Below are 12,686 nucleotides of genomic sequence, written 5' to 3'. Positions count from 1 at the left end.
GCGATCGCCGTGATGATTCGTAGCAACGATAGTCTATTGCAAATGGTCAACACATTGCTAGAGGTCTATCGCTACGATGCTGGTTATAAGACGCTTACTTTCTCGATCTGTGATCTGCGACATATTATTCAAGAGGTGATGGGCGAACTCCAGCCAATCGCGGATGAAAAGGGACTGCGCTTAGCTTTTGAGACTGATGACCATGGGTCTGATATCAGCGCCAAAGTTAGGGGCGATCGCTTAGAGCTACGGCGAGTGTTCACCAACCTGATTGGCAATGCTCTTAAATTTACATCTCAAGGGCAGGTTGTTGTTCAGCTAGCTGAACAACAGATCTCCTCAATGGAACAAGGAGAACATGTACCTTCTTGGATTAAGGTGGAGGTGCAAGATACCGGCCCTGGTATTTCCCCCGATGATCAACAAATGATCTTTGAACGGTTTCGTCAAGGTAAAGGCAAGCGATCGGGTAGCGGTTTAGGGCTGTATCTTTCTCGTCGCATCCTAGAAGCCCACCAAGGACAGATTTCTGTCGTATCTGAACCAGGGCGAGGCAGCGTTTTTTCGGTACAACTGCCCGGAGTCATGCCTGAAACAGCTCAGTCGAGTAGGGCTTATCATAGCCGTTACCATTAGGATCGTCACTACCTCTTATTCCAGGACAGACGGCAATGTCATCCCTGCCACCTTCTCCCCCTAAAGCACTACCTTCTCCCCCCCAAGCACTACAACGGATTCGATGGGTTAGCTATCTCCTCGATGACTCGATACCGCTGCTCAACACAGGGTATCGCATTGGTATTGATCCTATTCTTGGTTTGTTGCCTGGAGTTGGGGATAGTCTGAGCCTGATAATCTCTATTTACTTGGTGATTGAATCGGTGCGCTTTGGGTTACCGAAGCGAGTGCTTGCACGCATGGTAGCAAATTTGGTTCTGGATACAGTAGCCGGATCAGTGCCGATCGCTGGCAACATTTTTGACGTTGCTTGGAAGGCCAACCGCCAAAATCTACAACTCTTAGAAGCCCATCTTGCCGACCCAAAAGCACCGACCCTAAGCGATCGCCTGGTCACGTTTGGCATTGTGGGGATTCTGCTCGTCCTGCTTTTGGGCGTAGTAGCTCTTTTGGCTACGTTTATATGGTTAGTGTTGCAACTGTTGGGCGTTAACTAATCTCTTATTGTTCATAATTCGGTGCTTCTCATGTCAACCTGAGTTCAATGACGTTATGAGTAGAGAACTCTATGGGTGGGTTGTAGTACAGAACAGCTAACGTAGTATATTAGGCAATGCTTGAACGTCTCATTGAAAGGTGATTTTCAGGTTTCGCTAATGCACTACGTTAACTGTGTTGCACCAGTCGGATACATTACGCTGTCGCTAACGCATCCAAGCCTTATGAAACGGTGCGTTACGGCTGTGCCTAACAGCACCCTACAACAGAGACGACCCTTCAGGCTGAGCTGTCACAGCCCATCTCCTTGGGGAAAAGGGAGCTAAACCTCTTGTTTACTCACCCTAGGAAAAAGGCGAGGGCGGCTTGAGGAATTCATCCTTGTCTTCAGCAACGCCCTTCCTCCTAGACCGACTACTGGACTGGCGTCAGTTCCTTCACGTCCGAGTAGTTGGGATTGGTTTCTGGGCTATCGGCTTCCGAGGGCGGTACGACTTGCCAGAACTGAGGTAAGTAATGCTCCCAGTTGCTGAGAATCTTGGCAGCGCGATCGCTCCCTGTGTGATCAGCATAGGTTTGAATCATCGACTTCAGTTGCTGCGCACCGGCAGTGGTGACCACCCGCTGCAGTTTGACGATCTCTGGGTTTACCTTCACGGGCACCGAGCCATCTTCATCGAGAATGTAGGCTAAACCGCCGGTCATCCCCGCGCCGATGTTGCGCCCGATCGCCCCTAGAACCACAATCACACCGCCGGTCATATATTCGCAGCAGTGGTCTCCAGCTCCTTCAATGACGGCTTGCCCCTTGGAGTTGCGTACTGCAAACCGTTCCCCTGCCTGCCCGTAGGCATAGAGAGTGCCGCCGGTTGCGCCATAGAGGCAGGTATTGCCGACGATCACGTTTTCCGATGGGTTGTAGGTGACGGCGGCCGATGGTTTGACGACAATTTCGCCGCCATGCATGCCCTTGCCGACATAATCATTGGCTTCGCCCGTGAGCACGAGGGTCATCCCCGGCAGGTTGAAGGCTCCAAAGCTTTGCCCAGCACTGCCCTGGAAGTTGAGGGTGATCTGTCCTTCAAACCCAGTATCGCCATAGCGCTTGGCGATCGCCCCGGCTAGGCGAGTGCCCACGGTGCGGTCTGTGTTAACCACCTTGGTTTCATAGGTCGCGGTAGACTGGTGAGCGATCGCCGCTTGGATTGCAGCATCCGCCAGCAGTTGATCATCCAACACGGGGCCATTGCTATGGACATCCTCGTGCTTCAGCCACTGCCGATCTTCGCGGGTGTCGGGTAGATGGATCAGGCAGTCGAGGTTGAGGGCCTGGGTTTTGGTGGGCACAGCGCCCGCCCGAGGCGTGAGCAGATCGGCCCGTCCGATGATCTCGGAGAGGGAGCGGTAGCCGAGGCGCGCTAGGAGCGATCGCACTTCTTCGGCCACAAAGTAGAAGAAATTAACCACATGCTCCGGTGTGCCGGTGAACCGCTTGCGCAGCTTCTCTTGCTGGGTGGCGACGCCGACGGGGCAGTTGTTGGTGTGGCAGATGCGGGCCATGATGCAGCCTTCAGCAATCATCGAGACGGCCCCAAAACCATATTCCTCAGCTCCCATCAGCGCGGCCATCAGCACATCCCAACCGGTTTTCATACCGCCATCAGCCCGCAGAATGACGCGATCGCGCAGTTGATTTTCCATCAACACCCGATGCACTTCTGTGACCCCCAGTTCCCAAGGCACCCCGGCATGTTTGATGGAACTCAAGGGCGAAGCACCGGTACCGCCGTCATGCCCAGAGATTTGGATGACATCGGCATTGGCTTTGGCTACCCCAGCGGCGACGGTACCAATACCGACTTCTGCCACGAGCTTCACCGAGACCTTCGCGTTTGGATTAATTTGATGGAGATCAAAAATGAGCTGTTCTAGGTCTTCAATGGAATAAATGTCGTGGTGGGGCGGTGGGGAAATCAGGGGTACTCCAGCCTTGGAGCGCCGCAGCATGGCAATGTAGGGACTGACCTTTTTGCCAGGAAGCTGACCACCTTCGCCGGGTTTAGCGCCTTGAGAGACCTTAATCTCTAGCTGCTGAGCCGTGGCCAGATACTCTGGCGTCACCCCAAAGCGTCCAGAGGCAATCTGCTTGACGGCGGAGCTGGCCGTATCACCATTGCGTAGACCTTGGAGGTGGGGGAAATGGCTGGAATGTCCGGTTTCATCCACGTCGTCAATGATGCGGTAGCGGGCCGGATCTTCTCCGCCTTCACCCGAATTGGACTTGCCGCCCAAGCGATTCATGGCGATCGCCAAGGTTTCATGGGCTTCACGGGACAGGGCACCCAAAGACATCGCTCCGGTGCAGAAGCGTTGCACAATGGTTTCTACGGAATCAACCTCGTCGATGGAAATAGAAGGGCGATCGCTCTTCACGTCCAGCAGATCCCGCAGAGCCGTCAACGGTCGCTCTTCCAGATACTGTTGATAGACCTGGTAATGGTCATAGCTCTTTTCGTTCACCGCCTTATGCAGCGCCTTGGCCATTTCCGGACTATTCATGTGGTATTCACCACCGGGCTTGTAGTTAAAGAAGCCCATATTTTCCAGCTTTTTCTGGCTCAGCTCGGGGAAGGCCCGCTGATGGAACGATGCGATCTCCTGGGCCAGGTCAGCCACGGTCAGTCCACCCAATCGCGACGCCGTACCCCGGAACGCTAGATTCAGCAGCTCGCTGCCAATACCAATGGCTTCAAAAATCTGCGCACCGTGGTAGCTGGTCAACAGCGAGATACCCATCTTAGAGAGAATCTTCAGCAGTCCAGCTTCCAGCGCCTTGCGGTAATTGGCCTGAGCTTGGCCCATATCAATGGCGTCCAGTCGTCCCCGGGCCATCATGTTCTGGGTCTTGGAACTTGCCCACCATTGGCGCACGGTTTCCCAGGCCAGGTAAGGACAGACGGCGCTAGCGCCATAGCCCACCAAGCAGGCAAAGTGATGGGTGCTCCAGCATTGGGCTGTATCAACTACCAGGGAGGCTTTCATGCGCAGCCCTTCGCGGATCAGATGGTGGTGAACTGCGCCGACGGCGAGCATGGGCGGAATGTAGCTGCAGTCTTCACTCAGGGAGCCGGGTTGTCCATCTCCAGAGAGGCGATCGCTCAAGATCAAAATCTCACAGCCGGCCTTCACCGCATCATCGGCTTGCTGACAGAGGGCTTCCACGGCCTGGGCCAACCCTTGGGGCCCGGTCAAGGTGTAGAGCGTGGAAAGATTGGCTGTTTTGAAGCCAGAGGTGCGCACTTGCTCCAGCTCAGTTTCGTTGAGCACCGGTGATTCCAGCTTCAGCAAGCGAGCGTAGTCGGGCTTCGCTTCCAGAAGATTGCCCCGCGCCCCTAGCTGAATCGTCAGGGACATCACCAAACTTTCCCGCAGGGGATCGATGGCGGGGTTGGTGACTTGGGCAAACCGCTGCTTAAAGTAGTCATAGAGCAGACGCGGCTTGGTGGACAGCACCGCCAGGGGCACGTCATCGCCCATACAGAAGGTAGGCTCCTTGGCTTGGGACGCCATGGCTTCCACGATCATTTCCACGTCTTCGCTGGAGTAGCCAAAGGCCATCTGCTGCCGGAGCAAATCGCCATCCTCAAGCTGCAGACTATCTACGAAGGGTTGGGGTGTCAGATCGACCCGATTCTCCTGGAGCCATTGTCCGTAGGGCTGGCTTTGGGCAACCCGCTGCTTGATATCCCAGTTTTTGAGGATTTCGTGGTTCTGTAAATCGACAGCGATCGCTTGCCCTGGGCCCAGACGCCCCTTTTCCACGATGTCCGCTTCTGGCAGATCCACCACGCCAGCTTCGGAAGATACCACAATATAGCCGTCGCGGGTGATGCTGTAGCGCGCCGGACGGAGACCGTTGCGATCCAGCGAAGCACCCACCAGTTTGCCGTCGCTAAACACAATCAACGCTGGGCCATCCCAAGGTTCTTGGATGCCGCTGTAGTATTCGTAATAGTCCACAATTTCGGGATGGTCGGCCAGGGCCGGCTGATCCTTGTAGGCTTCCGGCACCAGGATCATCGCCGACTGCAACGGTGTCCGCCCCGATCGCACCAGCAGCTCCATGACGTTATCCAACGTAGCTGAGTCGCTGTTCTCGGCATTCACCACCGGCTTCAGGGCTTCCAGGCGATCGCCCCAATCGGGATGGTGCAGGTCTGCTTCCCGGGCCATCATCCAGTTGATGTTGCCCAAGACCGTGTTGATTTCGCCGTTGTGCCCCAGCAGACGCATGGGGTGAGCTAGGGGCCACTTGGGCATGGTGTTGGTGCTAAAGCGCCGGTGGTAGATGGCGAAGGCGCTTTCATAGTCGGCATCCTGCAGGTCTAGGTAGAACTCACCCAGCACCGCCGATCGCACCATCCCCTTATAGACAATGGTGCGGGACGACAGAGAACAGATGTAAAACTCACCGAGGGCGCTAGCCATCAGGGTAGAACCTATGTCCGGTGTGATCAAAGCAGCGATCGCCCGTTCGATCTGTTTACGCACCAGGTAGAGCTGCCGCTCCAGCTCATCCCCCTGGGTGTCTGACGACTGCACGAGGAACTGTTCCACATGGGGACAGTTGGCCAAAGCTTGAGCACCCAAAACCTCCGGTTTCACCGGCACCAAGCGCCAGCCCAAGAAGGTCAGCCCTGCATCGGCAACGACCTGCTCAATCAACGGACGAGCCAGATCAATGGCCGCAGGTAGCCGGGGGAAAAAGGTCATGCCTACCCCCACGCTGGCCAAATCGGTGGGACAGCTTAGGTCTACCGTTTGCATCCAGCGCCGCAGCATTTTCCAAGGAATCGCCGTCATCAGCCCCGCGCCATCGCCCGAATCGCGATCGGCACTACAGCCACCCCGGTGTTCCATACAGGTCAACGCCCCCAAGGTCGTGGTGATCAGCCCATGGCTGGCTCGCCCCTGTTGGTCGGCAACAAACCCTACCCCGCAGGCGTCTCGTTCTTCCACGAGCCACCGCTGCCCGGCATAGCCAGGATCGGGGGATAGATACTGCTGACCGAATTGAACTCCACCTGTATTTCCCATGATCGATTGATCCATCTTGCTCGTTGATGATTGAACGTGTGGCTGACGCTTAGCGCAAAACATTAAGAATAGTGATCTAAACGGAGGAAAATGCAACGCCTATCGTCATGATGGTAGACGGCATCCGTAGCGGGGGATTAAACGAACGGTTCCGTAGTATAGGGCATTGCATCGTCCTAATGGCAGCATAGGCTTAATGTGCTTGCCGTAGAGTGACGGAGGAGCGATCGCCACCCTACCCATTCTTGAGTAGGACTAGGCAAGCACCAGCGCCTGTATGACGTGATCTGCGCGACGCCTGGTTCGGACTAAAACACAGGCTAGTTCGTCACTAGACCTCTGCCACACCGATGCATATGTATCAGAGACGGCTTAAAAATAGTAAGGTATGTGGGTCGTCAGGGCAAGCTTCCGCCGGCTGAATCTTTGCGTCAGCAGGCATCGCTGGTGATGTCATGCAGGTATCTAGCAGCAGCCCTCGACTAGATTTCCCTAGGGCTGCGGAACTTAGACGAGGTCGGATGAATCCATTAACCAAGCAGAGCATGACCTTCCCTGCGCTCCAATGTTTTAACCGCCTCTGTGTTTACTATTATGACGTCAAACTGGGCGTCCTCCCGAAAAAGGGCAGCTTGGTACGTCAGTATTTGATGATGTTGATATCCAAGGTAGGGGAAACCAAAATCCGCGAAGTTGACTGATGTGTCTTGAAAACCATTGGTTAATGATGGTGGGAATCAGGGGGAGCGATCGCCCCTCGATGATCCCTCGATGATGTATAGACGCCTAGACTACTCCGGTAGTCGCGGTGAACAGGGGCGGTGTCCCCACCAGTTCCAACTCCACTAGCATTCATGGGCATGGTTGTATGCGTTTCCACTCCTCTCGTGTCTCTGCCTCTCTAAACCGTCTGATGGACTCGCGACCAGGGCGACATAGCTACGCATCGATCCTGGCGGCCCTGCTCGGCACCTTTATCATGACAGGGGAAGTCGCTCGCCCCGTCTTTTCCCAGCAGGTCGCGGTTACCTCAACGCCCTCATGGCTGCCGGCCTCGCCTCAGCAGTCTAGCCTGGCTCCGTTGGAACAGGAGGGAAACCGCATTTACCTAAATGGACGCACCTTTGTGGGGGGATGGAGCCAGCGGCAGCAGCGCATTGGCTTGACGGATGCGGCTCTTTTGGAGGTGCTGGGAGCAGAATTGCTCGATAGCGCTAATCCGTCGGTGCAGCCTGTGCAGTGGTATTCCGATCCCACGACCCAGCCCTTGAACTTGGCCACTTGGCTGACGCCTACCCAGCGATTTCTGGACATCACCGATCTGGTGAGTGAGCTGAATTGGCAACTGGCTTCCAACGGCACCACGCTGATTATCACCACGCCCCAGTCTCAGGTCTCCGGCGTGCGCCACAGTCGGCAAAGCTGGGGCGATCGCATCGTGGTAGACCTGCAGCAGCCCGCCTCTTGGCAACTGCAGTCGGGAACGGGCGATCTGGTGCTCTCCGTGGATGCTGCTGCTGACTCTGCGGCTGTGCAGGCGATCGCCACCCAGCTCCGCAGCGCCAATTCTCCCGTGTTGGGCATCACCACTCAGGGCAACCAAACAACGGTGCGCATCCGGGCCTCGTCCCAAACCCCGGATGTATGGACGTTGCCCAACCCTGATCGCTTGGTGGTTGATCTCCGTTCCATCGCTGCCCCACCTCGCCGCATTGCCTGGGCTCCGGGGATGGAATGGCGAGAGGACACCGTGCAGTTGGGCAGCACCCAGTTTCCGGTCGTGTCCTTGGTGGTCGATCCCCGCTTATCAGAAATTTCCCTGGGGCCCATTTGGGGCAATTCATCCCAGATGGTGGGCATTACGCCCTTGGTGACCGCAACTCAGGAATGGGGAGCGATCGCTGCCATCAATGCTGGATTTTTCAACCGCAATAACTTCAACCCCCTGGGAGCCATTCGCCAAAACGGCCGCTGGCTCTCGGGGCCGATTCTCAACCGGGGCGCGATCGCTTGGGATGATAACGGTAATGTGATCATGGGTCGCCTGGCCCTGCCCCAAACGGCTACCCTATCCACGGGCGATCGCATTGCTGTGCTTCACCTCAACAGTGGCTATGTGCAGGCTGGCACCTCCCGCTACACCCCCGACTGGGGCCCAACCTACAGTCCGCTCATTGATAACGAGGTCATCGTGACCGTGCGCGGTGGGCAAGTCGTTCAGCAGCAGCCGGGGGGCAGCGCCAGCAGTAGCGCCTTCCCGATTCCTAGCGATGGCTATCTACTGGTGGTGCGATCGGACAGCCGAGTCGCCGCTAGCCTATCTCCTGGCACAGCGGTACAAGTTGATGCCGCCGCTAGCCCCGCCGCATTTGACAGCTACCCACATATTGTGGGCGCAGGGCCGCTGCTGCTGCAAAACCGGCAGGTGGTGCTGAATGCCCAAGCGGAAGGCTTTAGCACTGCTTTCATTCAAGAGCGGGCAGTGCGCAGCGCCATTGGGGTGTTGAGTGATGGCAAGCTGATCATGGCCACCATGCAAAACCGGATTGGCGGCAGTGGCCCTAGCCTTACTGAAACCGCTCAGATTATGCAGGCTTTGGGAGCGATCGATGCCCTAAATCTTGATGGCGGTAGCTCCACGACGCTGCTGCTAGGCAATCAAGTGCTCAACCGTCCCCCGAGCACAGTGGCGCGGGTGCATAACGGTATCGGCGTGTTCCTCACCCCTGGCAACTAAAGTGTTCCACCGCTGGGCCATGCCTCCAGCGACGACACGGTGACAAAAACGGCCGCCCGGATCCAATAGCCATCCGTTAGCTCCTCGAAGGTTTTGACCTGCAGACCATAGAGCGGATTGCCTACTATGACGACTTGGTAGTCTACATCAATGGCGAGGAGAGCGATCGCATGTTGGATTCTGGCTCCAACCACGGGTTCAATCACGTGCAAAACCGCCAGTTGCTGACGATCGATTAAGTCCTCTAGGGTCAGTCCCCGTTCATAGTGCGGTGCCAACCCTAGGGCTTCCATGGCCTGGAGTTCTGCCATGGTACTGGTGCCTTGACGGCTGGTGCCCGCCAGTTCCACCACGTCCCGCTCGGTGGTTTGGGCTGGGGGATAGACGATGCGAGAGAGGGTGGCGATGGTGGCGGCGGAGCAGCTGTAGGGGGTGGTTTGCAGAACAATGTCGTTGGACAGGCGGGGCGATCGCACTAAGTGGGTGACGGGTAAGTTCTGATAGACCAGAATTACCATGGCAGATAGACTAATCGCTAAAAAAAGAATAAGTTGCCGTAGGCGAGAGCGATCGCGCCAGCCTGGACATTCTAGAGCTATCAGTAAACTGGTGCAAAAACAACAGAGCAGTAAAATAGCCTGCCAAAAATAGGCTCCTGCATAGAGCAGCAGGAAGGAGGGCAGCCAAGGGCTATGCCGTCCTGCCGTTAGTAGAACACCTAGAAAGGTGCCTACACCCAGGGCTACAGAGGCGATGATATAGACTTGGCGCTGGTAGTGTTGGATGGCATTCTCGGCAGTTAAGCCTTTCTGGGCTAGGGTATAGCCGAGGCGCAATCCAAGGGCACCCGTTATCAACATCAAGATGGTTAGAAGCATGGGGTTTTGGGCTGAACGGGTTTATGGGTAGAGGGGGTGAGATAGCGTAACGTATCAACACTCTGCAAGACGGTGCGTTACGGCTTCGCCTAACAGCACCCTACGTTGCTAAGCGGTTCCTGAGGGTGAGGTTGTTGGCAGGATGTCTGTGTTGCTGGCTACCTTCAGGATGTACCTGATCCCCGATGCTAGGGATAGACTTATTATGGATTGACCTACCATCTATGAGTGCCGCAACGCCTTTGCTCAACTATATCAACGGGACATGGTGCGCATCCGCTGCCGATTGTTTACCGGTGATTAACCCTGCCACCCTCGATCCTCTTGGGCAGGTGCCTTTGTCAACGGCGGAGGAGGTGGATGCTGCTGTGCAGGCAGGGCAGGCTGCCTTTCCAAGCTGGCGGCGCATTCCGCCTACGGATCGGGTGCGCTATCTTTTCCATCTACGGCAGTTGCTGGAGCAAGACCGGGAAGCGATCGCTCACATCATCACCCAGGAGTGTGGCAAAACCTTGGCCGAGTCGCGGGGCGAACTGCAGCGGGCGATCGAAAATGTGGAGGTGGCCTGCGGCATACCTATGCTAATGCAGGGCTATAATTCCGAAGACATTGCTCGGGGGATTGATGAAACCATGATCCGCCAACCCTTGGGCGTCACGGCCATTATTGCGCCGTTTAACTTTCCTGGGATGATTCCCTTTTGGTTCTTACCCTATGCGATCGCCTGTGGCAACACTTGTGTGATCAAACCATCGGAAAAAGTACCGCTGACCATGCAGCGGATTATGGGATTAATCCATCAGCTTGATCTACCGCCGGGGGTGGTGAATCTTGTGCATGGTGCCAAAGATGCGGTGGATGCGCTGTTGGATCATCCGTTGGTGCGGGCAATTAGCTTTGTGGGTTCTAGCCCTGTGGCGCGGTATGTCTACAGTCGGGCGGCGGCGGCGGGGAAGCGGGCCCAGTGCCAGGGTGGTGCCAAAAATCCGGTGATTGTGTTACCCGATGCGGATTTGGATATGACCACTCGCATTATGGCAGACAGTGCCTTTGGCTGTGCCGGGCAGCGCTGTTTGGCGGCATCGATCGCGATTACGGTGGGGCAAGCTAAGGATCATTTTACGGAGGCGATCGCTTCTGTAGCCGAGAGCCGTAAGGTGGGCTATGGTCTGGATGAGGGGGTGCAGATGGGAACGGTAATCTCAGCCCAAAGTAAGATACGCATTGAAGCTCTGATCCAGCAAGGAGCAGATGAAGGCGCAAAGATTTTGATTGATGGTCGCCGTCCTCAGATTCCTGGCTATGAACAGGGGCACTTTATCCGTCCAACAATTTTGCAAGACTTAGATCCATCTAGCAACTTGGCCCGCACGGAAATTTTTGGCCCGGTTCTGAGTTTAATTCATGTCAACACCATCGAAGAAGCGATCGCCCTGATTAATCGCGGGCAGTATGGCAATATGGCTTGCTTATTTACCAGCAGCGGTGCGGCTGCTCGTCAGTTTCGCTATGAGGCGGAAGCGGGTAATATTGGCATTAATATTGGCGTAGCGGCACCCATGGCCTTTTTCCCGTTTAGCGGTTGGAAGGATAGCTTTTTCGGCGATCTCCATGGACAAGGTCAGCATGCGGTTGAGTTCTTTACCCAAACGAAGGTGGTGATTGAACGCTGGCCCCAGGAATGGTCACGACGTTTTTAGGAGGGCGATCGCTTGATCAGCTATGGCGGCGATCAGTTTGGTTGATATCGGATGAGCTGATCTATCGTTTCCCCTCATCCCCCAACCCCTTCTCCCACGAGGGGAGAAGGGGAGTAAGAGACTTCATACAAAAAACTCCCAGTCGAGGGACTAGGAGATGCAATGTATTCGAGTGAGTTGTTTATATCCTAACTGTGCCCAAATCAGGAATATTATGCTAAAACAAACCGAGGATTGGGCAAGTTATCATCGCTGTGACGAGCTGATTGCAGCGTTTCTTCAAGGCTCCGGAAATTGGGTAGGAAACTATCCCGATGGCGGGTCATCTATCCCAAATCGTTGCCGAATACCGGATTGGGTTGATCGCTATCCCGATGGCGAGTGGAGGGAGATAGGTTATCGCTCCGAAAGACGCCAGGTGCAGAATCATCTCGCTGATGAATGGACTCCATCGCTTCTTCAAAACTGTGGGGGTTGGGTTGTTCGCTATCCCGATGGCGGGTGGTGGCAGGTTCAACCCCAGCACTATAGGGACTGCTCAACTCACTTGTGCGTTCTTCAACGGTCTGCATCGCTTCATCAAAGTTGTGGGGATTGGGAAGCGAGCTATCGCGATGGCGGGTTGCAACAGTGGTGGAACTGACAACTGGAGTTGCGATCGCTTCAATACCAACTGCGGTAAGAGCAAGTAGTGAGAAACCGGCAATAATCATGCGTTTCATAGATCTGGACTCCTTACGTTTGAGTGACGGATAGGCAATACGTACTGTATTGCCGCTGACACTTTCTACTATGGAGTGTGAATATGAGCGTTTCATGAGTCTCAGTTAAGAGTCTTGCCCAGATACGTTTCATTTTGCAACAAAGCGATCGCTCTATATCCATCAAAGGACTGAGATTAGCGCTAGTTGCTGGTGGTGGCTGGTGGGGTGAAGGTGCATTCGACGGTGACTTTGACGTTGCAGGCGGCGGTGCCGTTGGCGATGTAGGGAATGCCGGCTTTGACGTCTACGTTGACGCCAAATTCCATGGTGACTTTTGAGACGTTGGCGGTCGCGACGTCGTAGAAGGAATCTTTGATGGCGTTGAGGGTGTAGC

The 12,686-nt window shown here is 55.4% G+C and carries 8 protein-coding genes; 4 read left to right on the top strand and 4 right to left on the bottom strand.

Going from position 1 to position 12,686, the window contains the following annotated elements; genetic code table 11:
• Together V6D20_12165 and V6D20_12160 are read left to right on the top strand one after the other, a co-directional pair.
• Positions 1–636, top strand: a 636-nt coding sequence (locus tag V6D20_12165; GenBank protein ID HEY9816535.1) for a HAMP domain-containing sensor histidine kinase, incomplete at its 5' end; no start/stop codon positions are given.
• 35 nt (positions 637–671) lie between these two features.
• Complete coding sequence (locus tag V6D20_12160) at positions 672–1,175, top strand: DUF4112 domain-containing protein (GenBank protein HEY9816534.1); 504 nt, start codon at positions 672–674, stop codon at positions 1,173–1,175.
• 415 nt (positions 1,176–1,590) lie between these two features.
• On the opposite strand, the gene gltB is transcribed toward V6D20_12160, so the two are convergent.
• A complete protein-coding gene (gene gltB, locus V6D20_12155; GenBank protein ID HEY9816533.1) occupies positions 1,591–6,288 on the bottom strand; it encodes a glutamate synthase large subunit in 4,698 nt (1,565 codons plus the stop codon).
• Positions 6,289–7,186: 898 nt separating this feature from the next.
• Between gltB and V6D20_12150 the strand changes: the two genes are divergently transcribed.
• Positions 7,187–9,010, top strand: a complete 1,824-nt coding sequence (locus V6D20_12150) for a phosphodiester glycosidase family protein (GenBank protein HEY9816532.1) — start codon at positions 7,187–7,189, stop codon at positions 9,008–9,010.
• On the opposite strand, the gene V6D20_12145 is transcribed toward V6D20_12150, so the two are convergent.
• Positions 9,007–9,888 carry a hypothetical protein gene (locus V6D20_12145; GenBank protein ID HEY9816531.1) on the bottom strand — a complete coding sequence of 294 codons (882 nt, stop codon included), beginning with the start codon at positions 9,886–9,888 and terminating at the stop codon, positions 9,007–9,009. The genes V6D20_12150 and V6D20_12145 overlap by 4 nt on opposite strands.
• A gap of 224 nt (positions 9,889–10,112) precedes the next feature.
• On the opposite strand from V6D20_12145, the gene V6D20_12140 reads away from it, so the two are divergent.
• Complete coding sequence (locus V6D20_12140; GenBank protein ID HEY9816530.1) at positions 10,113–11,588, top strand: CoA-acylating methylmalonate-semialdehyde dehydrogenase; 1,476 nt, start codon at positions 10,113–10,115, stop codon at positions 11,586–11,588.
• 326 nt (positions 11,589–11,914) lie between these two features.
• Here V6D20_12140 and V6D20_12135 read toward each other — a convergent pair whose 3' ends face one another.
• Together V6D20_12135 and V6D20_12130 are read right to left on the bottom strand one after the other, a co-directional pair.
• On the bottom strand, positions 11,915–12,310 hold the full coding sequence (locus V6D20_12135; GenBank protein HEY9816529.1) for a hypothetical protein: 396 nt from the start codon (positions 12,308–12,310) through the stop codon (positions 11,915–11,917).
• Positions 12,311–12,492: 182 nt separating this feature from the next.
• Positions 12,493–12,686: CU044_2847 family protein (locus V6D20_12130; protein HEY9816528.1), on the bottom strand; the 194-nt coding region annotated here is incomplete at its 5' end.

Source organism: Candidatus Obscuribacterales bacterium (assembly GCA_036703605.1).
Taxonomy (GTDB): Bacteria; Cyanobacteriota; Cyanobacteriia; order RECH01; family RECH01; genus RECH01.
Note: the sequence above shows the minus strand (reverse complement) of the source record. Positions and strands in the feature narration are given on the sequence as shown.

Bases quoted from the DNA above. Each gene is read 5' to 3' on its own strand.
- V6D20_12160 (HEY9816534.1), top strand. From the start codon at position 672: ATGTCATCCCTGCCACCTTCTCCCCCTAAAGCACTACCTTCTCCCCCC.
- gltB (HEY9816533.1), bottom strand. From the start codon at position 6,288: ATGGATCAATCGATCATGGGAAATACAGGTGGAGTTCAATTCGGTCAG.
- V6D20_12150 (HEY9816532.1), top strand. From the start codon at position 7,187: ATGGACTCGCGACCAGGGCGACATAGCTACGCATCGATCCTGGCGGCC.
- V6D20_12145 (HEY9816531.1), bottom strand. From the start codon at position 9,888: ATGCTTCTAACCATCTTGATGTTGATAACGGGTGCCCTTGGATTGCGC.
- V6D20_12140 (HEY9816530.1), top strand. From the start codon at position 10,113: ATGAGTGCCGCAACGCCTTTGCTCAACTATATCAACGGGACATGGTGC.
- V6D20_12135 (HEY9816529.1), bottom strand. From the start codon at position 12,310: ATGAAACGCATGATTATTGCCGGTTTCTCACTACTTGCTCTTACCGCA.